This window comes from Georgenia sp. TF02-10 (assembly GCF_022759505.1).
Lineage (GTDB): Bacteria > Actinomycetota > Actinomycetes > Actinomycetales > Actinomycetaceae > TF02-10.
Genome location: NZ_CP094289.1, coordinates 2,858,681 through 2,879,818 on the forward strand (window position 1 = coordinate 2,858,681; position 21,138 = coordinate 2,879,818).

Consider the following 21,138-nt stretch of genomic DNA (forward strand, 5'->3'; position numbering starts at 1 on the left):
CGCGACGACCGCGCCCTCCTGCCCGACGCGAGCGCGACCATCGGGAGGCTTGTCTCACTCGCGCCTCCCCCGAGCCCGTCCTCGTCACCTCACAGGTGGGCTCGGCGCCCGACGACGGTCGAGCGACGATCTGGCTGCCCGAGGTGGCGAGGGCCTCAAGAAGGGCGAGTTTTGATCAGCAATCGCCACCCAGGGCCTCACGGCTCGCATGCCGGCCCTCGACCTCATCTCTCCGCGACCGCTGCACCGCCGAGCCGCCGTCGTGGCCGCATGCCTGCTCGCCGGGTTCACCGCGGTGCCCCTACTGATCCTGGCCGCGGTCAACCTCGTGCCCGAGATCATGCCGCCCGGCACGTACGCCGACATCAGCACCGAGGACCGACCGCTCCACCTCATGTACACCCCGGCCATGGCAGTCAGCATCGCCGCCGCGATCGCCCTGACGTGCGCGCTCGCGCTTCTCGCCGCCGCGACGGTCGGCTCGGTCGCCGGTCCGATCGTCTTCCTCGCCGTCTCCGGCGCCATCGTGATGGTCCAAGGGACCGTCACCGGCACCGTGATCGCGCTCGGCGGCGCCGGTGACCCGCCCTACGAGCTCCATCCGTGGGGACTCACCCTCGCCGCTGTCACCTGCTGCGCCGCCGTCCTCGCCTGGTCCCGCACGCACGCCGCCGCAGCGCCGCTGACCGCCCAGCTGCGTCAGGGCTCGTGGCCCGGCCGCACGGGCCCGCGAGCACGGCGGCGAACGCTGCTCACCCCCTGAGCTCCTAGACCTCGGATGCGCAGACCGGGAGCACCGGCGCCCGGGAGGGCGTGAGGACGCTCGTGCACGCGTAGGTACGGTCGTCCACGTGACTGATGAAGCCCCGGCACCGATCGACTACTTCGCCGACGACCCGCGGTCGAACCACGAGCGCATGCTGGCCGGTGACCTGTACATCTCCGACGACCCGACGATCGTCGCCGCGCAGCGGCAGGCGGTGCGCCTGTCCGCGCGGTTCCTGGCGGCCTACAACGAGGATCCCGAGGCGGGCCAGACGCTGGCGCGGGAGCTGTTCGGCGAGGTGGGCACGGGCGCCTTCGTGCGCGCACCGGTGTACGTGGACTACGGGAGCCGGGTCTTCATCGGGCCGCGCACGTTCGTCAACATGGGGCTCGTCGCGCTGGACGTCGCGGAGATCCGCATCGGGGCGGACTGCCAGATCGGGCCGAACGTGCAGCTGCTGACGCCGACGCACCCGATCGACCCGCAGCCGCGCCGGGACAAGTTCGAGGCAGCCAAGCCGATCACCATCGGCGACAACGTCTGGCTCGGCGGCGGCGTAATCGTCTGCCCTGGCGTGACGATCGGCGAGAACAGCGTGATCGGGGCGGGCGCCGTCGTCACCCGGGACGTCCCGGCCAACAGCCTGGCGGTGGGCAACCCGGCCCGGATCGTCCGCAGCATCTGACGAGAGGACGTCCTGCGAGGCTGGGTGGGATGCAGCCGTCGCGAGCTCGAGGGTCACTTCGACACTCCCGTCACCCGGCAGGTCGACGCGCTCCGCGCGGGCCGCGCGCTGCACCGGGCGCTGGATGCCCAGCCCGTCGACCGGTCGGCGACGCGGAACGCCGTCCGCACGATCGCCGAACCCTCCCCCGCTGCGGAACATCGCTGACCCGAGGTGCCCGCCCTGAACGGCCCTGAACGCGCGGCCGAGGATCCCGTGGTGCTCACCGCCGGGTTCTCGACCCGGCCACCGGCGCGGCCCGCTACCGTCGCCCCAGACGGTCGAGGCGCGGCCACCGGACGGCGAGGAGCACCGATGAGACGCAGCACACGAACCCTGGCGGCGGCGGTCGCCGCGGCGGCCCTGGTCGGCGCCTGCTCGCCGGGCGGCGAGGAGCCAGCAGGGACGGCGACGCTCACCTCCAGTCCGGCCGCCGTCACCGCTACCGACGACGCCCCGACCACCGACGCCCCCACCGGCGAGCCCACAGCGACCGGATCTCCGGCGACCGAGCAGCCCTCGCCGTCGTCCACGCCCGACGACGACGCCACGGCACCCGCCGCGCCGGAGACGGAGCAGCCGGACCTGCCGTTCAGCACCGAGGCGCAGCAGGACCCGAGCTGGCCGACGGCCGGCGGGGACCTGCTGCCCACGACGGTCCGCGTCGCCAGCCACCCGGGCTTCGAGCGGGTCGTCTTCGACTTCGCCGGCACGGGCACCCCGGGGTACCGGGTGGAGTACGTCGACGCCGCCGTCGACGACCCCAAGGGCACCGAGGTCGACCTGGACGGGGACGCCGTCCTCCAGGTGGTGGCCAGCGGCACCCGCTACCCGGCCGAGGGCGAGGCGGAGCAGATGGCCCTGGGGGAGATCGACGTCGAGGACGACGACATCGTGGCGGAGGTCCACGTGACCGGGGTGTTCGAGGGCCTCAATCAGGCGTTCCTCGGGCTGGACGCCCAGCGTCCGTTCCGGGTCTTCACCCTGACCGACCCGGCGCGGCTGGTCGTGGACGTCCAGGCCGGCTGACCGCGCGACGGCGCCCGGCCCGCCCGGCCCGGCCGCGCACCGACGCCACGGGCGGGCCCGGACGTCAGTAGCCTGACCGCATGGCAGCTCTGGTGCTCCCCTGGGACGGCCGCTCCCCCGCCGTCGACGCCACCGCGTTCGTCGCGCCCACGGCCGCGCTGATCGGCGCCGTCCGGGTCGGCGCGGACGCCGGCGTCTACTTCGGCGCGGTGCTGCGCGCGGACAAGGAGTCGATCACGATCGGCGCCGGCAGCAACGTGCAGGACAACGTGACCATCCACGTCGACGCGGGGTTCCCGGTGTCCGTGGGCGCCCGGGTCAGCATCGGCCACAACGCGGTCGTGCACGGCTGCACGATCGAGGACGACTGCCTGATCGGCATGGGCGCCCGGGTCCTCAACGGGGCCAGGATCGGCGCCGGGTCGCTGGTCGCGGCGGGTGCCGTCGTCCTCGCCGGCACCGAGGTCCCGCCGGGCTCGCTCGTGGCCGGCGTCCCGGCGAAGGTCCGCCGCGAGCTGACCGCGCAGGAGGTGGCCGGCAACCGGGACAACGCCGCGACCTACGTCGAGCTGTCCGCCGGCTATCGCGACGCGCTGGGCGCTAACGAGGGCTGATCCCGCGCACGAACGGGCGGACGGCGACGCCGGCGGCTCGCTGCCGGGATCACGTCTTCCGTTGTGCTCCCCGCCGCCGGGCGGCCTACGCTCGCCGCCGGGCTCCCCATGCCCGCCGGCGAGCCTCCCGCGCCCGCCGCCGCGCCACCCGCTCGCGCCGCCGCACCTCCCGCGCCCGCCGCCGGGCGGCCCGCTCGGCCCGCCGGGCCGCCCGGGCGGCGTCGTACGCGGCCCGCGGGTCGCCGTCGACCCGGACGTCGTAGGGCCGCGCCGGCGGCACCTCCCCGCGCACCCCGGCGAGCAGGGCGGTGATCGCCACCATCACCCGGGCGGTCGCCTCGGTGAGCACCGCGGCGTCGAGCGGCCGGCCGTACAGGTCCGACAGGTCCACCGGCGAGCCGGCCACCACCACCACCGGCCGCGGCGGGAACGGGTGGACGGTGGCGGTGAACCGCGGGATCACCTGCTGCGCGCCCCACTGCGCCAGGGGCACGACCGGCGCCCCGGTCCGCAGCGCGAGCCGCGCCACCCCGGTCCGGCCGCGCATCGGCCACTCGCCGGGGTCCCGGGTGTGCGTGCCCTCGGGGAAGACGACGACGCACTCCCCGGCCGCCAGCGCCGCCTCCGCGGCCACCAGGGCCTCGGCGGCCCGGTCGGTACCGCGGCGGACCGGGATCTGCCCGAGCGCCCGCAGCGCCACGCCCAGCAGCGGCACGTCGAAGAGCGTGTCCTTGGCCAGGAACCGCGGCGGGGCGCCGTGGGCGTTGAGGAAGTCCGCGACGGTGAGCGGGTCGAAGTTGCTCACGTGGTTGGCGACGGCGATGAACCCGCCGGTGCGCGGTAGGTGCTCCCCGCCGCGCCAGGTGCGGCGGGTGGTCAGCCGCAGGACGCCGACGACGACCACGGCGGCGACCCGGTACGCGGCGGACCTCCGGCGGCTGGCCACGGCCCGATGCTACGGACGGCCTGCGCCGTCGACCGCCGCCACCGCCTCCTGCCCGCGGGAGACGGTCAGGACCGCCTCCACCACGAGCTGCTCCTCCTCCAGCCGCCGCTCGAGCGCACGCAGCCGGGTGGCCACCGCGGACTCGGCGGCGTCGCCCGTGAGGTCCACGCCGGCGACGAGGTAGAGCTGGCGGGGCCCGACGAACTCCACGTGCAGGTAGTTCACCGCCGCCACCTCCGGCTCGGCGCGCAGCAGCCGCTCGAGCGTGCCGCGCAGCGACGCCGAGGCCTCCACGCCGACGATGAACCGCCGGTTGCGGTCCAGCAGCACGAGGGCGACCACGCCGAGCAGGACGCCGACGGCGATGGAGCCGACGGCGTCGGGCACCGGTGAGCCGGTGAGGTCGTGCGCGAGCAGCCCGGCCGCCGCGAGCACGATGCCGATGAGCGCCGCGGCGTCCTCGGCGAACACGGCCCGCAGGGTGGGGTCGGAGGTCTGCAGGGCGTGCTCGAGCAGGTCCCGGTCCGCCCGGCGGGCCTCCCGCCGGACCTGCCGGACGGCCTGGAAGAAGGAGGTGCCCTCGAGCACGAACGCGATCCCGAGCACGACGTAGCCGACCACGAAGTCCGAGGCGGGGTCCGGGTCGAGAAGCTCCTGGACGCCGTGGGTGATCGAGACCCCCGCGCCGACGGCGAAGAGCCCGATCGCGGCGAACATGGACCAGACGTAGGCCTCGCGGCCGTACCCCAGCGGGTGGGCGGCGTCGGGACGACGGCGGGCGCGCCGGTCGGCCACCAGGAGGAAGACCTCGTTGCCGGTGTCCGCCCAGGAGTGGGCCGCCTCGGCCACCATCGACGCCGACCTGGTGATGTACCCGGCCACCGTCTTCGCCACGGCGACCAGCAGGTTGGCGCCGAGGGCGAGGATGACGGTGACGTTCACGGTGCCCCGCCGGCCGGGGTCAGCCGCGGGCCCGGAGCAGGATGCCCCTGACGTAGGCGGCCTGGCCGAGGTGCTCCAGGTCGTCCGCGACGATGCTCACCAGCCGCACCCCGAGGGTCACCGGCGGGTCCCACGCCTCGTCGACCACCCGGTCCAGGTCCGCCTCGGTGAGGCCGGCGAGGTACTCGCTGGTGCGGCGGTGGACGGCGTCGAGGTACCCGGTGAGCAGGTCGGCGGGGGCGCGGACCTGGGCCACCTGGTCGCTGGTGTGGCCGTAGCCGGTGTCACCCGGGCCGAACGGGAGGCCGAACCGCTCCTGCCAGCCCGCGCTGGTCCACACCTGCTCGCTGCCGGCGACGTCGGCGATCTGGGCGTCCTCGCCGCGGGCCAGGTGCCACACCAGCCAGGCGATCGGGTTCGCGGCCGGGTCGATCCGGGCGGTCAGCTCGTCGTCGGTGAGCCCGTCGAGGACCTGCTGGGCCTCCTCGGGGACGCGGGCGTAGGCATCGGTGAGCAGCGCGGAGACGTTCATGGCGCCCAGTGTGGTCCAGCGGTGCGGGCCGTGCATCGCGGGCGGCGGGCTTACCGCGCCACCCGCACGGGCGCGTCGGCCGCCACCCGCGGGGGCGCCGTCGGCTCCCATCGTCCCGGGGCGCCGTCGCCGCGCCACCCCGCGCGGGCGCCGTCGGACGCCAGGGCATCGGGACCGGGGCACCGCGTGACAAGCCGCCGCGTGAGCCACCTACACCGTTGGCACCACCCCAGCGCCCGACTCCTCGCGCCCGGCCCGGCCGCGAGTTCGCAGGTTCATGCCGAGTTCGAGGTTGAGCGCCGAGTTCGCTACGTGGGACTAGCGAACTCGGCTCGAGCTGGCCAACTCGACACCGTCCGGCTGCACGAGTTCGCTAGTTTCGAGTCGAGGTCGCCGCGCGCCGTCGGCCGCCACCTGCACGGGCGCCGTCGGCTACCCGCGCGGGCACTCCGCCCGCCCCGACCTTCGGGCCGGGGCAGTCCGCCCCGCCCCTACCGGGCGGCGACGGCCGGGGCGGGGTCGGCGATGGTGGCCCGGGCGCCGAGCGCCTCGAGCTTGCCCAGGAAGTTCTCGTACCCGCGGTTGATGAGCGTGATGCCCCGCACCCGGGAGGTGCCCTCGGCCGCCAGGGCGGCGATCAGGTGGGAGAACCCGCCCCGCAGGTCCGGGACGTCGATGTCGGCCGCGCGCAGCGGCGTCGGGCCGGAGACGACGGCGGAGTGCAGGAAGTTGCGCTGGCCGAACCGGCACCGCAGCCCGCCCAGGCACTCGCGGTAGACCTGGATGGTGGCACCCATGCCGCGCAGGGCCTCGGTGAACCCGAACCGGTTCTCGTAGACCGTCTCGTGCACGATGGACAACCCGTCGGCCTGGGTGAGGGCGACGACGAGGGGCTGCTGCCAGTCGGTCATGAAGCCGGGGTGGACGTCGGTCTCCAGCACGATGGAGCGCAGGTCCCCGCCCGGGTGCCAGAACCGGATGCCGTCCTCGCGCACGTCGAACGCGCCGCCCACCTTCCGGAAGGTGTTCAGGAAGGTCATCATCTCGGGCTGGCTGGCGCCGCGGACGAAGACGTCGCCGTGGGTGGCCAGGGCGGCGGAGGCCCACGAGGCGGCCTCGATGCGGTCCGCCAGCGCGGTGTGCCGGAACCCGCCGAGGTGCGCCACGCCCTCGATGCGGATGGTCCGGTCGGTGTCCACGGAGATGATCGCGCCCATCTTCTGCAGGACGGCGATGAGGTCCATGATCTCCGGCTCGGTCGCCGCGTTGCGCAGCTCGGTGAGCCCCTGCGCGCGCACGGCGGTGAGCAGGGTCTGCTCGGTGGCGCCGACCGAGGGGTAGGGCAGCTCGATCCGGGTGCCGTGCAGCCCGAGCGGGGCGGTGATGTAGATGCCCTGGACCTGCTTGTCCACCACGGCGCCGAAGCTGCGCAGGATGTCCAGGTGGTAGTTGATCGGCCGGTCCCCGATCCGGCACCCGCCGAGGTCGGGGATGAAGGCCTCGCCGAGCCGGTGCAGCAGCGGGCCGCAGAAGAGGATGGGGATGCGGGAGGAGCCGGCGTGGGCGTCGATGTCGGCGACGTGGGCGGACTCCACGTTGGAGGGGTCCAGGTGCAGCACCCCGCCCTCGACGTCGTAGTCGACGGTGACCCCGTGCAGCCGCAGCAGCCCGGCGACGATCTCGACGTCGCTGATCACGGGGACGTTGCGCAGCTCCGAGGGGGTCTCGCCGAGGAGGGCGGCGACCATCGCCTTGGAGACGAAGTTCTTGGCACCGCGCACGGTGATCTCACCGTGCAGGGGGGTGCCGCCCTCGACCGTCAGGAGCCCGCTCATGCCCACCTCACCTGCCCCGCCGGACGGGGCCTCGGAAACGCTGCCGCAGCGGTGGCAGCGACAGCCCAGGATACGTCGGGACCCCTCCGCGGGTCAGCGCGACACGGTGTCGGCTGCGCCACGACTGCGGTTGGCCGGGCGTTGCCGGCTGCACGACGGCGGCCGGCCGGCAAGGCCGGCTGGCGGACGACGGTGGCCGCATCCGCCCCGCAAACCCGGCCGGCCGCCGTCGGCGGGCTCAGGCCAGCGGCGCGTCGGCGTGCGCCGGCAGGTGCGCGGTGTCGGTCACCGGCCGGGCGGCCATCACGTGCACCGGCGGCAGGTGCCGGGCCGGCAGGGTCCGCGGCCGCCACGCGGCGCGGGTGGCCTCGTAGGCGGTGATGTCCGCCTCGTGCTGCAGGGTCAGGCCGATGTCGTCCAGCCCCTCGAGCAGCCGCCAGCGGGTGTAGTCGTCGATCTGGAAGGTGCACTGGAACTCCCCCGCCAGCACCGTGCGGGCCTCCAGGTCCACGGTCACCTGGGTCCCCGGGGCGCTCTCCAGCACCTTCCACAGCATCTCGGCGTCCTCGGCGGTGACGACGCCGGCGACCAGCCCCTGCTTGCCGGCGTTGCCGCGGAAGATGTCCGCGAACCGCGGGGCGAGGACGACCTTGAAGCCGTAGTCCTTCAGCGCCCACACGGCGTGCTCGCGGGAGGAGCCGGTGCCGAAGTCCGGCCCGGCCACCAGCACCGACCCGGCGGCGTAGGCGGGGTCGTTGAGGACGAACTCCGGGTCCCCGCGCCAGGCGGCGAACAGGGCGTCCTCGAACCCGGTGCGGGTGACCCGCTTGAGGTACACGGCCGGGATGATCTGGTCGGTGTCGACGTTGCTGCGGCGCATCGGGACGCCGACCCCGGTGTGCGTGGTGAACTTCTCCATGGTGGGCTCCTCAGGCGCCGACGGGGACGGGTGCGGGGACCGGGGCGAGGTCGGCCGGGGCGGAGAGGGTGCCGCGCACCGCCGTCGCGGCGGCCACCAGCGGGGAGACGAGGTGGGTGCGCCCGCCCTTGCCCTGGCGGCCCTCGAAGTTCCGGTTCGACGTCGACGCCGCCCGCTCCCCGGGCCGGAGCTGGTCGGGGTTCATGCCCAGGCACATCGAGCACCCGGCGTTGCGCCACTCGGCGCCGAAGTCCAGGAAGACCTGGTCCAGCCCCTCCGCCTCGGCCTGCAGCCGGACCCGGGCCGAGCCGGGCACGACGAGGACCCGGACGCCATCGGCCTTGGTGCGGCCCCGCAGGATCCCGGCGACGGCGCGCAGGTCCTCGATCCGGCCGTTGGTGCACGAGCCGATGAAGACGGTGTCGACGGCGATCTGGCGCAGCGGGGTGCCCGGGACGAGGTTCATGTACTCCAGCGCCCGCTCGGCGGCGGCGCGCTCGTCCTCGGCGGCGATGTCCACCGGGTCGGGCACGGCCGCGGACAGCGGCAGGCCCTGGCCGGGGTTGGTGCCCCAGGTGACGAAGGGCTCCAGGTCGGCGGCGTCGAGGGTGACCTCGGCGTCGAAGACGGCGTCGTCGTCGGAGCGCAGCGTGCGCCAGTACGCCACCGCCTCGTCCCAGTCCGCGCCGGCGGGGGCGTGCGGGCGGCCCTTCAGGTAGGCGAAGGTGGTCTCGTCCGGGGCGATCATCCCGGCCCGGGCGCCGGCCTCGATGGACATGTTGCAGATGGTCATCCGGGCCTCCATGGAGAGGCTGCGGATGGCCTCGCCGCGGTACTCCAGGACGTAGCCCTGGCCGCCGCCGGTGCCGATCTTGGCGATGACCGCCAGGATGATGTCCTTGGCGGTGGTGCCCTCGGGCAGGACACCGTTGACGTTGATCGCCATGGTCTTGAACGGGGCGAGCGGCAGGGTCTGGGTGGCCAGGACGTGCTCGACCTCGGAGGTGCCGATCCCGAACGCCAGGGCACCGAACGCGCCGTGGGTGGAGGTGTGGGAGTCTCCGCAGACCACCGTCAGGCCGGGCATGGTCAGGCCGAGCTGGGGGCCGACGACGTGCACGATGCCCTGGTCGGCGTCGCCCAGGGAGTGCAGCCGGACGCCGAACTCGGCGGCGTTGCGGCGCAGGGTCTCGATCTGGGTGCGCGAGGTCGGGTCGGCGATGGGCCGGTCGATGTCCAGGGTGGGGGTGTTGTGGTCCTCGGTGGCGATGGTCAGGTCCGGCCGGCGGACCTGCCGGCCGGCGAGCCGCAGCCCCTCGAACGCCTGCGGGCTGGTGACCTCGTGCACGAGGTGGAGGTCGATGTAGAGCAGGTCCGGGGCGCCGTCGGTCCCCCGGCGCACCACGTGCGCGTCCCACACCTTCTCGGCCAGCGTGCCGCTCATCGCCACTCCCTCCGCCCCGCCGTCCTCCGCCGGGACACTTGCGGTCTCAGTCCCTGAGATGCCAGTATCGCTGCATGGACAACTCTAGCGGAGTCGGCGTCCTTGACAAGGCCGCCACCGTTCTCGGGGCGCTGGAGGCCGGGCCGGCCACCCTCGCCCAGCTGGTCACCGCCACGCACCTGGCCCGGCCGACGGCGCACCGCCTCGCCGTCGCCCTGGAGCACCACCGGCTCGTCGCCCGGGACATGCAGGGCCGGTTCATCCTCGGCCCGCGGCTGGCCGAGCTCGCCTCCGCCGCCGGCGAGGACCGGCTGCTGGCCGCCGCCGGGCCGGTGCTGGTGGCCCTGCGCGACCACACCAACGAGTCCGCCCAGCTCTTCCGCCGGCAGGGCGACCAGCGCATCTGCGTGGCCGCGGCGGAGCGGCCGGTGGGCCTGCGCGACTCCATCCCGGTGGGCGCCACGCTGAGCATGCACGCCGGGTCGGCCGCGCAGATCCTGCTCGCCTGGGAGGAGCCGGACCGCCTGCACCGAGGCCTGCACGGGGCGAGCTTCACCGCCACGATGCTCTCCGCGGTGCGCCGCCGGGGCTGGGCGCAGTCGGTGGCCGAGCGGGAGGCGGGGGTGGCGTCGGTGTCCGCGCCGGTGCGCGGCCCCTCGGGCCGGGTGATCGCCGCGGTGTCCATCTCCGGGCCGATCGAGCGGATGGGCCGCCAGCCCGGCCGGCTGCACGCCGCGGCGGTCGTCGCCGCCGCCAACCGCCTCACCCAGGTGCTCGGGCGCACGGACCAGGGCTGATCCAAGAGCGGCACCCGGGCAGCGAAGAGGCTCCCACCCGCACCGGGTGGGAGCCTCTCTCGTCGTACCCCCAGCCGGATTCGAACCGGCGCCGCCGCCGTGAGAGGGCGGTGTCCTAGGCCACTAAACGATGGGGGCCTGTTCTGTTGTCTGCCACCTCGCGGCGGCTCGTGGAACGCTACCAGAGGCTGCCCGCCGACTTCGACCCCGCCCGCCGGGCGCCGGTGTGAACTCGTGCACAGCGCGGGTTCTTCCCCGTCACCGGACCGGGTCGGCTCGACGGCCGGTTAGGTGGCGAGGCCTCGACCGCGTCAGCGCGGGAAGCGGCGCGGCCGTCCGCTGGGGTACCAGGACTCGAACCTAGACTAACTGAACCAGAATCAGTCGTGCTGCCGATTACACCATACCCCAAGGGGGTATCCCCGCCTCCCCTGCCGGACGGCGTCGGGGCGGTTCCACCGACGCAAGACCTTACCCGAGCGCCCCGGGGCCGGCCAACTGCCGTCGGGCCTTGGTGACTGACCTCACGACGGCGGCCGCGGGGCCGATCGCGGAGCCGGCCCGGACTCAGCCCCGGTCATCGGGGTACCCGCAGCGGCGCCGTCCCGACGACGGCGACCGCGCCGCGCTCGGGGTCCTCGGCGACGGTGGCGGCCAGCCCGGCACCGGCCACCACGGCCACCGCGGCATCCCGCTGGTCCTCGCTGGCCTCGACGAGCAGGTGGCCGCCGGGCGCGAGCCAGCCCGGGGCCAGGGCCGCCACGGCGCGCAGCAGGTCGAGGCCGTCCGCGCCGCCGTCGAGCGCTGCCCGGGGCTCGTGCACCCGGGCCTCCGGCGGGAGGAGGCGGAGGTCGGCGGTGGGGACGTACGGGACGTTGGCGAGCAGGACGTCCACCCGGCCCCGGAGCCGGGCCGGCAGCGCGGCGTCGAGGTCACCGAGGTAGGCGGTGCCGCCGACGGCCGCCACGTTGGTGCGGGCGCAGGCGGCCGCGGCGGGGTCGTTGTCGACGGCGTGCAGCTCGCCCCCGCCGATCGCCGCGACCAGGGCCATGCCGAGCGCACCGGTGCCGCAGCACAGGTCCACCACGACGGGCGCCGGGGCCGCGGCAGGGTGGGTCCCGCCGTCGGCCTGCACCTGGCGGGCGCCGGCGTCGGCCTGCACCAGGCGGGCCGCCTCGCGCACGAGGAGCTCGGTGCGCCGGCGCGGGACGAAGACGCCGGGCCCGACGGCCACCCGCAGCCCGCAGAACTCGGCCCAGCCGAGCACGTGCTCCAGCGGCTCCCCGGCCACCCGCCGGCGGACCAGCGCGTCGACGTCGGCCGGCGTGGCCGCCGCGTCGAGGATGAGGGCGGCCTCCTCCTCGGCGAAGACGCAGCCCGCGGCGCGCAGCCGGTCGGCGAGCGCGGCGACGTCGGCCGGTGGCGCGGAGGCGGGCGAACCGCCGGCGGGCCCCGGGTCCACCGGTCCACGGGACGCCGACCCGGTGGGTTCCGGGTCTACCGGTCCGGGCGCCGTCGACCCGGGTGCCGACGACCCCGGCCGGGCCCCGTCGTCGCCCGGCACCGGCCGGCTCAGGCCGCGGCGCCGAGCCGCGCGCGCAGGGCGCGGAGCCGGGCGAGGGAGGAGTCCTTGCCGAGGATCTCCATGGACTCGAACAGCGGCGGGGAGACCCGCCGGCCGGTGACCGCGGTGCGCAGCGGCGTGAACGCGAACCGGGGCTTGATGCCCAGCCCCTCCACCACTGCCGCCCGCAGCGCCTCCGCCACGACGTCGGCGGTGAAGGAGGTCAGCGGCTCCAGGGCGGAGACCGCGGCGTCGAGCACCTCCGGCGCCTCCTGGCGCAGCGCGGCCAGGGCGTCCTCGGTCACGACGAGGTCGTCGTCGTCGACCAGGAGGAAGCCGAGCATTCCGGGCGCCTCGCCGAGCAGGGTCATCCGCTCCTGGACCAGGGGGGCGGCCTGGTCCAGCACCTCCTGCTGGCGGGCGGGCAGGTCCGGGTAGGACGCGGCGGCTACCAGCCCGGCGGCGTGCAGGTAGGGCACCAGGCGGTCGCGGAAGTCCGCCGGCTCCAGCAGACGCAGGTGCGTGGCGTTGATGGCCTCGGCCTTCTTCAGGTCGAACCGGGCCGGGTTCGGGTTGACGTCGGCGACGTCGAAGGCCGCGACCATCTCCTCCTTGCTGAAGATGTCGTTGTCCGGGGAGATGCCCCAGCCGAGCAGGGCGAGGTAGTTCAGCAGCCCCTCGGGCACGAAGCCGCGCTCACGGTGCAGGAACAGGCTGGACTCCGGGTCCCGCTTGGACAGCTTCCGGTTCCCCTCGCCTATCACGTAGGGCAAATGCCCGAAGACCGGGCGGACGGTGGCGATGCCGAGGTCGAGCAGCGCCTGGTAGAGCACCACCTGCCGGGGGGTGGAGGAGAGCAGGTCCTCCCCGCGCAGCACGTGGGTGATGCCCATCAGGGCGTCGTCGACCGGGTTGGTCAGGGTGTACAGCGGGTAGCCGTTGGCCCGGACGATGACGAAGTCCGGGATCGAGCCGGCCTTGAAGGTGACGTCGCCGCGGACCAGGTCGGTGAAGGTGACGTCGGTGTCCGGCATGCGCACCCGCAGCACGGGCTCGCGGCCCTCGGCGCGGTAGGCGGCCCGCTGCTCGGCGGTCAGGTCCCGGTCGTACCCGTCGTAGCCGAGCTTGGGGTCCCGGCCGGCGGCGCGGTGGCGGGCCTCGACCTCCTCGGGGGTGGAGAAGGACTCGTAGGCGTACCCGGCCTCCAGCAGCCGGGCGGCGACGTCGGCGTAGATTTCCATCCGCTGGGACTGCCGGTAGGGCCCGTGCGGGCCGCCGACCTCCACCCCCTCGTCCCAGTCCAGGCCGAGCCAGCGCAGCGCGTCGAGCAGCTGGCGGTAGCTCTCCTCGCTGTCCCGGGCGGGGTCGGTGTCCTCGATCCGGAAGACCAGCGTGCCGCCCACGTGCCGGGCGTAGGCCCAGTTGAACAGCGCGGTGCGGATGAGGCCGACGTGCGGGGTGCCGGTGGGCGAGGGGCAGAAGCGGACCCGGACGGCGGAGCCGGTGGCCGGGGCGGTGGAGTCGGTCATGATCGGCCCAGCCTAGTCGGGGGCTGCCGGGCGGCCTGGCCGCGGTCTGGGCCGAGGACGACGGCGCGGCGGGCCTGCCGCCGCTGCCGGGCGGCCCGGTCGCGGTACGGTCGCGGGCGCCGCACCCGGCCGGCCGCCGAGGCGGCAGCCGCAACGCCGTCGCGCGGGAGCGGGTGCTCCTGACCGGGTGCGGGCCGCGGCGACCGGCGCTCGCGGGGGCGCCGCCCGCACCACAGAACCACCTCCGCCCCTGGTCGAGCTGGCGCTGGTCAAGAGGAGGATCTTGCGGATCGCTGGCCGCGCGACGTGTCGGATCCCGTGCTCAGTGGCATCCGGCCCGGGAAAGCTGGTACGGCCGGCGTCAGGATCGATCCGGCTTGTGCTTGGCTTGGAGAAATATCTCAACTCCGCTGAGCACTGCACCGAGACCGCCGACCACTGCGGCGACAACGGAACCTGTCAAGAATCCCCAGGCGCAGAGCACAACAAAGCACAATGTGCGAGCGGCCACCACCAAGTAGTAAATCAGCCCTCGTCTCCTGTTAGTTCGAGCAGCTTGTGGCAACGCCAACAAGGCCCAGCAAGGCACTGGCGCCCTCTGTGCAAGAATAACCACCCTGGTCCCGCCGGCCACCCGCACCCGGCAGGCGAACCAGACCCTGCTGCCGACCACCGACCGGCGCCCGCCGCTGGGCGCATGGAGAGGAGCCCCGTGACCGCCGTCGACTTCGACAGCATCACCGCCGAGGACCTGCGCCGGGCCGGGTCGATGAAGTGGACGACCTTCCCGGACTGCCTCGGCGCCTTCCTGGCGGAGATGGACTTCGGGGTCCCGCCGGTGGTGCGCGACCTGGTCCGCCGCGCGGCCGACGACGGCGCGCTGGGCTATCTGCCCGGGCCGGAGCGGGCGGCGCTGCGCCAGGCCACCGCGGGCTGGCTGGGCCGCACCACCGGGTGGCACGTCCCCGCCGACCGGGTCCACCTGGTCCCGGACGTCCTCTCGGTGCTCCGCGCGACCATCCGGCACTTCACCCCGCCCGGCTCGGCCGTCATCGTGCCCACCCCGGCGTACATGCCGTTCCTCACCGTGCCCGGGGCGGCGGACCGGGAGGTCGTCCAGGTGCCCTGCCGGCCGGACGCCGCCGGCCGGTACACCCTGGACCTGGCCGGCATCGACGCCGCCTTCGCCGCCGGCGCCGGCCTGCTGGTGCTGTGCAACCCGTGGAACCCGGTGGGCCGCGTCCTCACCCGGGAGGAGCTGCTCGCCGTCGTCGACGTCGTGCACCGACACGGCGGCCGGGTCTTCGCCGACGAGATCCACGCCCCGCTCCTGCTCGACGACGTCCGGCACGTCCCGTACGCCGCCGTCGACGAGCGCGCCGCCGCGCACACCGTCACCGCGGTGGCCGCCTCCAAGGGCTGGAACGTCCCCGGCCTGAAGTGCGCCCAGATGATCCTGTCCAACGACGCCGACGCCGCCGCGTTCGCCCCGTACAGCGTCGACGCCGGGGACACCGTCGGCCTGCTCGGTGCCCGGGCCGCCACCGCTGTCTACACCGACGACGGCGGCTGGCTGGCGGAGGTCCTGGCGTACCTGCGGGGCAACCGGGACGCCCTCGCCGAGCTCGTCGCCGAGCACCTGCCCGGCGCGGTGCTCAGCCGGATCGAGGGCACCTACATCGCCTGGCTGGACTGCCGCGGCCTGGGGCTGCCCGCGCCGCCGGCGGAGTTCTTCCGGCAAGCGGCCGGGGTGGCGCTCACCGACGGGGCCGCCTGCGGGGCGGCGGGCGAGGGGTTCGTCCGGCTGGTCATGGCCACCCCGCGCCCGCTGCTGCGGACGATGGTGACGCAGATGGGCGCCGCGGTCGCGGAGCAGCGCCGCGACGGCTGACCCCCGGGCCCGCCGTCCGCGCCGGGCCGCCGCCGGTCAGTCCCGCCGCACCACCGGGTTGTCCAGCGTGCCGATGCCCTCGACCTCGACCTGCACCCGCTGGCCCACGTCGATCGGCCCAACACCGGCCGGGGTGCCGGTAAGGATGACGTCGCCGGGCAGCAACGTGAAGATCGAGGACACATACGCCACCAGCTCGGGCACCGAGCGGACCAGCTGGGAGGTCCGCCCGTCCTGGCGCAGCTCCCCGTCCACCCGGGCCCGCACGGCCAGGTCGCTGACGTCGATGTCCACGGCCAGGTAGGGCCCCAGCGGGCAGGAGGTGTCGAAGCCCTTGGCCCGGGTCCACTGTCCGTCGGTGCGCTGGACGTCCCGGGCGGTGACGTCGTTGGCGGCGGTGTAGCCGAAGATCACGTCGCCGGCCCGCTCGGCGGGGACGTACTTGCACAGCCGGGAGATCACGACGGCGAGCTCGGCCTCGTGGTGCACCTCCTGGCTGTACGGCGGCAGCACGATGGGGTCGTTGGGGCCGACGACGGCGGTGTTGGGCTTGAGGAAGACGAGCGGCTCGGCCGGGACCTCGTTGCCCATCTCGGTGGCGTGCGCGGCGTAGTTGCGGCCGATGCCGATGACCTTCGACCGCGGGATCACCGGGGAGAGCAGCCGCACGTCCTCGACCCGGACCCGTTCCCCGGTGGTGTCCAGGCCGCCGTAGATGGGGTCGCCCCGGAGGACGACGAGCTCGTCGGCCTCCTCGTCGAGGACGCCGTACCGGGGGTCCTCCCCCGCGCTGAACCGTGCGATACGCATGGCCCCAACCGTAGTCAGGACGCGGCGGGCCGCCCGACGGCGGCAGGCGCTGCGGACGCTGGGCCGACCGCCGTCGTGCCGCACCCCCGCCGGGACGCCGGGAACGGAAGGTGTTGTGGGGCTCGGAACGATGGTGACGGGGTGGGTTCACGGGGGTGGATGGGCGTCCTGGACCAGGGCATCGGGACCAGGGCATCGCGTGACGAGCCGGCGCCTGAGCGGCTGACCGGTCTGCGGGCCTTGCCGGTGAGACGCCGCGCGTCCGTGTGGTACTTGTGGCGGTTTCAGCCGCCGTCAAAGGGGCCACAAGTACCACACGGACGGGTGTCGATAGCGGCGGAGCATGTCTCAGCCGAGCCGCTCGTGGACGCGCCCCGGCATTCGTTACCGATTCGTCGCCGTCGGCCCGTTCCCCCGTCCGCGGCCCGCGCGTACCGTTCGAGGATGCGCGGACGGTGACGTCCGCCCGTTCCCGACGGTCCAGCCTCGCTGGCCCGCTGTCGGCGCACGCCGAGCGGATCCCCACGAGCCGCACCGGCGAGGGGTGAGGCCCCCCGCCCTGTCTGGGCACCCGGCGCGGCGCCGGACCACACCACCCCGTGCTGGTGCCCTCGCCCGTCCGACCACCGGGCGGGCGCCAGCGGGCCGCGGCCGCGGCCCGGTTCCTCACCTTCCTCACCGCACACAGGAGAACGCCATGAGGCGTCTGACGAAGTACCTGCTCGCCCTCGTGCTCGGGCTGACCTTCCTCGTCCCCGCCGGCGCCGCCCAGGCCGCGACGCCGTACTGCGGGATCCACTGGGGCTCCCTCGCCAAGCAGGCGGGGAGCCTCTCGGCCGCGCAGCTGACGAACGTCCGCACCGGCCGGCACACCTGCTACGACCGCATGGTCGTGGACTTCCGCGGCGACGTCACCGGCTACTCGGTGCAGTACGTCAGCCAGTTCGCCGCGGAAGGGTCGGGGGCGGCCATCCCGCTGCGCGGCGCCGCCGACCTGGCCGTCACCGCCCACGCCCCGGCGTACGACGCCAGCGGCAACCCCACCTACGCCCCCGCCAACCCGCGTGAGCTCAGGAACGTCATGGGCTACCAGACGTTCCGCCAGCTCGCCTGGGGCGGCTCCTTCGAGGGCTCGTCCTCGATCGGGCTGGGCGTGCGCGCCCGGCTGCCGTTCCGGGTCTTCGTGCTCGACGGCCCGGGCACCGGTTCCCGGCTCGTGGTGGACGTCGCCCACTTCTGGTGAGGCGGCCACCGAGGTAGGCCGTCGTCAGGCACCGGGGGCGGGCGCACCGCGCCGTCCGGCCCCGGTGCTTGCCGTCTGCGGTGGCCAGAGTCGTGCGGTGGTCGGCCCGGCCTGAGGACCGGCACCATCTGACGGCCGGCACCGCCTGACGCCGGGCCCCTCCCGACGGCCCACCCGGCGTGCCCCGCCCGGTGGCGCCCCGAGCGGGAGGCGGACCCGCGCGTCTACGCTTCCCGGATGAGCCGACCCACCGCAGCCGGCGCGCCCGAGCTCACGGTCCCGGGCCGCCCCGCCCGCGCCGGCCGGCTCGGCGGGATCGACGTCGCCCGCGGGCTGGCGATCCTGGGGATGTTCGTCGCGCACCTGGGCGACGACGGCCCGGACGGCGAGCACGACCCGGCCTGGTTCGTCGTCGCCGACGGGCGCTCCGCCGCCCTCTTCGCCGTCCTGGCCGGGGTGTCCCTCGCGCTGTCGTACGGCCGCCGCACCCCGCCGGCCGCCCTGGCCCTGGTCCGGGCCCGGCTGGCGGTCTTCGTCCGGGCCGCGGTCCTGCTCGTCATCGGCGTGTTCCTGGTGGCGCTGGGGACCCCGGTCCTGGTGATCCTCCCCGCCTACGCCGCCACCTTCGCCCTGGCCACCCCGTTCCTCGGGCTGGCGCGGCGCTGGGTGCTGACCGCCGCCGCCGTGGTGGTCGTCGTCTCCCCCACCGTCCTGTTCCTGCTGACCACGCCGACGGCGGCCGGTGACCCGAGCCCGCTGGCCCGCCTCACCGGTATGGCGGACCCGGTCGAGCTGCCGATGGACGTCTTCGTCACCGGCGCCTACCCCGCCCTGGTGTACCTGGCCTACGTCCTGGCCGGGCTCGCCGTCGGCCGCAGCGACCTCGCCCGCACGCGCACCCAGCTGGTGCTGGTCGGCGCCGGCGCCGGCCTCGCCGCCCTCGGCTGGGGCACCTCCCGGCTGGGGCTGGACGCGCTCGGTCCCGACGCCGCCCCGCTCACCCGCCGGCTGCTCAGCGCGGAGGCTCACGACGACTCCACCCTGGAGGTGCTGGGCAACTGCGGCACGTCACTGGCGGTCATCGGCCTGTGCCTGCTGGCCACGACCGCACCCGTCGTCGGCCGGGCCGCCCGGGCCGTCCTGGCGCCGGTGGCGGCCGCCGGGGCGCTGTCGCTGACCGTGTACTCCGTGCACATCGTCGCGATCTTCCTGCTCGGCAACGACGTCGTGTGGTACCCGGAGTCCAACGCCGTGCTCGGCTGGTTCGTGCTGGTCGCCCTGGCCGGTGCGTGGCTGTGGCGCCGGTTCCTCGGCCGGGGCCCGCTGGAGCGCCTGGTACGCGGGGCCGTCCGCGCCGTCGTCCCGCCGCTCGGCCCTGGCTCCGGCGCCGGGCCTACCGTCCCGGCCGGTGGCGCGGGAACCGCCGTCCCAGGCGCCGGCGCGGGCCCGTCATCCCGGGCAGCGTCGCCGACCAGCCACGCTCTCGGCAGTAACGAACCCCCCGGCCCGTGACGCGGGCTCCGGCGACACCTCCTGCCTGAGTCCCCACCTGTGGTGGCGTGGTCGTCCGCCCGCCTGCGCGCGCAGCAGACGTCGAGCCCCTCGCGCTGGAGGCTCCCCGACCGCCCTTGTCAGCCGTGGCCCGGCAGGCCGCCCGACCGGAGCAGCCCGGCCCGCTCGGCCAGCACGGCCAGCGCCACCCGGTTGCGGACCCCGAGCTTGGCCTGCGCCGCGGCCAGGTGAGTCTTGACCGTCGCCTCGCCGAGGAACATCTGGCGGGCGATCTCGCCGTTGGACAGGCCGTGCCCGACGGCGACGACCACCTCCCGCTCCCGGTCGCTCAGCCGGGCGATGGACCGGGCGGCCTCCTCCTGCTCCTGGTGCCCCCGCTCGCGGGTGAGGTGGTCGAGCACCTGCCGGGTGCTGCGCGGGGAGAGCACCGAGTCGCCGGCGACCACCGCGCGGACCGCCCCGATGATCTCCGCCGGAGCGGCGGACTTCAGCAGGAAAGCCGCCGCGCCGGCCGTGATGGCGCGCAGCACGGCGTCGTCCACGTCCCAGGTGGTCAGGGCGATGACGTACGGCGGGCTGGGCAGGGCCACGATGCGCTCGGTGGCGGTCAGGCCGTCGGTGCCCGGCATCCGCAGGTCCATCAGGACGACGTCGGGGGCGTGGGCCTGCACGGCGGTGACCGCGGCGTCCCCGTCACCGGCCTCGCCCACCACCTCGATGTCCTCGGTGCTGGTGAGGATGAGCCGCAGCCCGCGGCGGACGAGCGGGTCGTCGTCCACGAGGAGCACCCGGTGCGGCCGGTCCATGCCCCAGATGCTAGGCGCGACCGCCGACACGCGGAGCGGTGCGGCGGCGCTCAGCCGTCGCTCGTCTCCCAGGGCAGCCAGGCGGTGACCCGGAAGGTGCGACCGTCGTCGTCCAGGCCATACGTCAGCTGGCCGCCGAGGAGCTCCACCCGTTCCGCCATGCCGCGCAGGCCCTGACCGCCTGCCCCGTCCGCCGGCCCGACGTACGGGTTCCGGGCGTCGATGTGCACGCCGTCAGCCGGCCCCCCGGAGACGTCCAGCCGCAGCGGCTGGCCCGGGGAATGCTTGCGGGCGTTGGTGAGCAGCTCCTGGACGATCCGGTACACCGCGCGGGACAGCGCCGGCCCGGCCTGTTCGGCCCCGTCGAGGTAGACGGTGGAGGTCACCGGCGCGCCGGTCTGCGCCGTCTCCTCGATGACCCCGCGCAGGTCGGTCAGCGACAGCTCCGGTGCCGCCGGCGCGGTGCCGAGGGGCTCGCGGAGCACCGCGAGCAGCGAGCGCAGGTCCTCCATCGACCGGGCGGCCATCGACCGCACGAGCTCGGCGCTCTCGGCCAGCTCGGGGTCGTGGGCGGCCCGGGTGGCCACCGCCCCGGCGTGCAGGTTGAGCAGCGAGAGGCGGTGCCCGAGGACGTCGTGCACCTCCCGGGCGATGCGTTCGCGCTCCTGCTGGCGGGCCAGCTGGTCGCCCAGCCGGTCGGTCGTGGCACGTTCCACGCTGGCCTCCCGGGCGGCGGCGTGCGCCTCCCGGCTGGCCCGCACGAGCAGCCCGGCGCCGACGGCCACCCCCATCGCCAGCGCCACCGCCGCCGGCACCACCCACCAGGCCAGGACCACCTGGACGGGCTCGGCGCCGACGGACGCAGGGCCCATCACGGTCTTGAGCAACGACGAGGCGGTGTCCGGCCCCCTGGCGTCCCTCGCCACGGACACCGCCGTGGCCAGCGTGACCGCTCCGGCCGTCCACCACACCTGCTCGCCGCGCCGGCGGGAGACCAGGCCGGCCAGGGCCACCAGGGCGGTCCAGGAACCGATCGGCAGGACCACGGCGACGGCGGCGGCCACGAGCGTCACCGCGTAGGGGTAGCGGTGGCGCCAGAAGAGCAGGACGGGGACGCCGAGCCCGGCGCCGAGCGCCACCAGCGCCAGCAGGAGCTGCCAGCCGCGGTCGCCGGAGGTCAGCCCGGAGTAGGCGGTCGTGGTCACCGAGGCGATCGCGCACACCGGGAGGTACAG

At 75.0% G+C, this 21,138-nt stretch carries 19 protein-coding genes and 2 tRNA genes; 8 read left to right on the forward strand and 13 right to left on the reverse strand.

Annotated features, from left to right (window positions below; genetic code table 11):
- The first annotated feature begins 208 nt into the window (after positions 1 to 208).
- From MF406_RS12920 to MF406_RS12935, 4 genes are all read left to right on the forward strand, one after another.
- Positions 209 to 763, forward strand: coding sequence for a hypothetical protein (locus tag MF406_RS12920; RefSeq protein WP_242894420.1), 555 nt, complete (start codon positions 209 to 211; stop codon positions 761 to 763).
- A 154-nt stretch (positions 764 to 917) separates the two neighbouring features.
- Positions 918 to 1,451: a sugar O-acetyltransferase gene (locus tag MF406_RS12925; RefSeq protein WP_242897785.1), complete on the forward strand. Its 534-nt coding sequence runs from the start codon at positions 918 to 920 to the stop codon at positions 1,449 to 1,451.
- 354 nt (positions 1,452 to 1,805) lie between these two features.
- Entirely contained in the window at positions 1,806 to 2,519 is a 714-nt protein-coding gene (locus MF406_RS12930) for a hypothetical protein (RefSeq protein WP_242894423.1), read from the forward strand.
- Between the two features lie 80 nt (positions 2,520 to 2,599).
- Positions 2,600 to 3,133, forward strand: coding sequence for a gamma carbonic anhydrase family protein (locus MF406_RS12935; RefSeq protein ID WP_242894426.1), 534 nt, complete (start codon positions 2,600 to 2,602; stop codon positions 3,131 to 3,133).
- Positions 3,134 to 3,218: 85 nt separating this feature from the next.
- Here the strand turns inward: MF406_RS12935 and MF406_RS12940 are convergent, their stop codons facing one another.
- The 6 genes from MF406_RS12940 to leuC all read right to left on the reverse strand — a co-directional run bounded on the left by MF406_RS12940 (position 3,219) and on the right by leuC (position 9,751).
- Entirely contained in the window at positions 3,219 to 4,079 is an 861-nt protein-coding gene (locus tag MF406_RS12940) for a 1-acyl-sn-glycerol-3-phosphate acyltransferase (RefSeq protein WP_242894429.1), read from the reverse strand.
- A gap of 9 nt (positions 4,080 to 4,088) precedes the next feature.
- A complete protein-coding gene (locus tag MF406_RS12945) occupies positions 4,089 to 5,021 on the reverse strand; it encodes a cation diffusion facilitator family transporter (RefSeq protein WP_242894432.1) in 933 nt (310 codons plus the stop codon).
- 19 nt (positions 5,022 to 5,040) lie between these two features.
- Positions 5,041 to 5,553: a DinB family protein gene (locus MF406_RS12950; protein WP_305852955.1), complete on the reverse strand. Its 513-nt coding sequence runs from the start codon at positions 5,551 to 5,553 to the stop codon at positions 5,041 to 5,043.
- Between the two features lie 491 nt (positions 5,554 to 6,044).
- Entirely contained in the window at positions 6,045 to 7,388 is a 1,344-nt protein-coding gene (gene murA / locus MF406_RS12955; protein ID WP_242894448.1) for a UDP-N-acetylglucosamine 1-carboxyvinyltransferase, read from the reverse strand.
- 238 nt (positions 7,389 to 7,626) lie between these two features.
- On the reverse strand, positions 7,627 to 8,307 hold the full coding sequence (leuD, locus tag MF406_RS12960) for a 3-isopropylmalate dehydratase small subunit (RefSeq protein ID WP_242894451.1): 681 nt from the start codon (positions 8,305 to 8,307) through the stop codon (positions 7,627 to 7,629).
- 10 nt (positions 8,308 to 8,317) lie between these two features.
- The gene (leuC, locus tag MF406_RS12965) at positions 8,318 to 9,751 is read right to left on the reverse strand and encodes a 3-isopropylmalate dehydratase large subunit (protein ID WP_242894453.1); all 1,434 of its coding nucleotides are present in this window, start codon (positions 9,749 to 9,751) and stop codon (positions 8,318 to 8,320) included.
- Positions 9,752 to 9,825: 74 nt separating this feature from the next.
- On the opposite strand from leuC, the gene MF406_RS12970 reads away from it, so the two are divergent.
- Complete coding sequence (locus tag MF406_RS12970) at positions 9,826 to 10,548, forward strand: IclR family transcriptional regulator (protein WP_242894456.1); 723 nt, start codon at positions 9,826 to 9,828, stop codon at positions 10,546 to 10,548.
- A gap of 65 nt (positions 10,549 to 10,613) precedes the next feature.
- Here MF406_RS12970 and MF406_RS12975 read toward each other — a convergent pair.
- From MF406_RS12975 to gltX, 4 genes are all read right to left on the reverse strand, one after another.
- A tRNA-Glu gene (locus tag MF406_RS12975) sits at positions 10,614 to 10,686 on the reverse strand.
- A gap of 201 nt (positions 10,687 to 10,887) precedes the next feature.
- Positions 10,888 to 10,959, reverse strand: a tRNA-Gln gene (locus MF406_RS12980).
- Positions 10,960 to 11,125: 166 nt separating this feature from the next.
- Positions 11,126 to 12,010 carry a putative protein N(5)-glutamine methyltransferase gene (locus tag MF406_RS12985; protein WP_371744493.1) on the reverse strand — a complete coding sequence of 295 codons (885 nt, stop codon included), beginning with the start codon at positions 12,008 to 12,010 and terminating at the stop codon, positions 11,126 to 11,128.
- Positions 12,011 to 12,120: 110 nt separating this feature from the next.
- Positions 12,121 to 13,641: a glutamate--tRNA ligase gene (gltX, locus tag MF406_RS12990; RefSeq protein ID WP_242894459.1), complete on the reverse strand. Its 1,521-nt coding sequence runs from the start codon at positions 13,639 to 13,641 to the stop codon at positions 12,121 to 12,123.
- 712 nt (positions 13,642 to 14,353) lie between these two features.
- Between gltX and MF406_RS12995 the strand changes: the two genes are divergently transcribed.
- The gene (locus MF406_RS12995; protein ID WP_242894476.1) at positions 14,354 to 15,532 is read left to right on the forward strand and encodes a MalY/PatB family protein; all 1,179 of its coding nucleotides are present in this window, start codon (positions 14,354 to 14,356) and stop codon (positions 15,530 to 15,532) included.
- Between the two features lie 36 nt (positions 15,533 to 15,568).
- On the opposite strand, the gene MF406_RS13000 is transcribed toward MF406_RS12995, so the two are convergent.
- Positions 15,569 to 16,342: a fumarylacetoacetate hydrolase family protein gene (locus MF406_RS13000; RefSeq protein ID WP_242894479.1), complete on the reverse strand. Its 774-nt coding sequence runs from the start codon at positions 16,340 to 16,342 to the stop codon at positions 15,569 to 15,571.
- A gap of 697 nt (positions 16,343 to 17,039) precedes the next feature.
- Here MF406_RS13000 and MF406_RS13005 point away from each other — a divergent pair.
- Both MF406_RS13005 and MF406_RS13010 read left to right on the forward strand, forming a co-directional pair.
- Positions 17,040 to 17,585 carry a hypothetical protein gene (locus tag MF406_RS13005; protein ID WP_242894482.1) on the forward strand — a complete coding sequence of 182 codons (546 nt, stop codon included), beginning with the start codon at positions 17,040 to 17,042 and terminating at the stop codon, positions 17,583 to 17,585.
- A 237-nt stretch (positions 17,586 to 17,822) separates the two neighbouring features.
- Positions 17,823 to 19,097 (forward strand): heparan-alpha-glucosaminide N-acetyltransferase domain-containing protein, encoded by a 1,275-nt coding sequence (locus tag MF406_RS13010; protein WP_242894485.1) that lies wholly within the window; start codon positions 17,823 to 17,825, stop codon positions 19,095 to 19,097.
- Between the two features lie 119 nt (positions 19,098 to 19,216).
- Here the strand turns inward: MF406_RS13010 and MF406_RS13015 are convergent, their stop codons facing one another.
- Positions 19,217 to 19,903 (reverse strand): response regulator transcription factor, encoded by a 687-nt coding sequence (locus tag MF406_RS13015; protein WP_242894488.1) that lies wholly within the window; start codon positions 19,901 to 19,903, stop codon positions 19,217 to 19,219.
- A 50-nt stretch (positions 19,904 to 19,953) separates the two neighbouring features.
- On the reverse strand, positions 19,954 to 21,108 hold the full coding sequence (locus tag MF406_RS13020; RefSeq protein ID WP_242894491.1) for a sensor histidine kinase: 1,155 nt from the start codon (positions 21,106 to 21,108) through the stop codon (positions 19,954 to 19,956).
- Positions 21,109 to 21,138 lie beyond the last annotated feature (30 nt).

What these genes read in the sequence shown, in the direction of transcription:
- MF406_RS12925 (WP_242897785.1), top strand. Translation starts at nt 918, where the DNA reads ATGCTGGCCGGTGACCTGTACATCTCCGACGACCCGACGATCGTCGCC.
- MF406_RS13005 (WP_242894482.1), top strand. Translation starts at nt 17,040, where the DNA reads ATGAGGCGTCTGACGAAGTACCTGCTCGCCCTCGTGCTCGGGCTGACC.
- MF406_RS12970 (WP_242894456.1), top strand. Translation starts at nt 9,826, where the DNA reads ATGGACAACTCTAGCGGAGTCGGCGTCCTTGACAAGGCCGCCACCGTT.
- MF406_RS13015 (WP_242894488.1), bottom strand. Translation starts at nt 19,903, where the DNA reads ATGGACCGGCCGCACCGGGTGCTCCTCGTGGACGACGACCCGCTCGTC.
- MF406_RS12930 (WP_242894423.1), top strand. Translation starts at nt 1,806, where the DNA reads ATGAGACGCAGCACACGAACCCTGGCGGCGGCGGTCGCCGCGGCGGCC.
- leuD (WP_242894451.1), bottom strand. Translation starts at nt 8,307, where the DNA reads ATGGAGAAGTTCACCACGCACACCGGGGTCGGCGTCCCGATGCGCCGC.
- gltX (WP_242894459.1), bottom strand. Translation starts at nt 13,641, where the DNA reads ATGACCGACTCCACCGCCCCGGCCACCGGCTCCGCCGTCCGGGTCCGC.
- murA (WP_242894448.1), bottom strand. Translation starts at nt 7,388, where the DNA reads ATGAGCGGGCTCCTGACGGTCGAGGGCGGCACCCCCCTGCACGGTGAG.
- MF406_RS13000 (WP_242894479.1), bottom strand. Translation starts at nt 16,342, where the DNA reads ATGCGTATCGCACGGTTCAGCGCGGGGGAGGACCCCCGGTACGGCGTC.
- MF406_RS13010 (WP_242894485.1), top strand. Translation starts at nt 17,823, where the DNA reads ATGAGCCGACCCACCGCAGCCGGCGCGCCCGAGCTCACGGTCCCGGGC.
- leuC (WP_242894453.1), bottom strand. Translation starts at nt 9,751, where the DNA reads ATGAGCGGCACGCTGGCCGAGAAGGTGTGGGACGCGCACGTGGTGCGC.
- MF406_RS12935 (WP_242894426.1), top strand. Translation starts at nt 2,600, where the DNA reads ATGGCAGCTCTGGTGCTCCCCTGGGACGGCCGCTCCCCCGCCGTCGAC.
- MF406_RS12920 (WP_242894420.1), top strand. Translation starts at nt 209, where the DNA reads ATGCCGGCCCTCGACCTCATCTCTCCGCGACCGCTGCACCGCCGAGCC.
- MF406_RS12950 (WP_305852955.1), bottom strand. Translation starts at nt 5,553, where the DNA reads ATGAACGTCTCCGCGCTGCTCACCGATGCCTACGCCCGCGTCCCCGAG.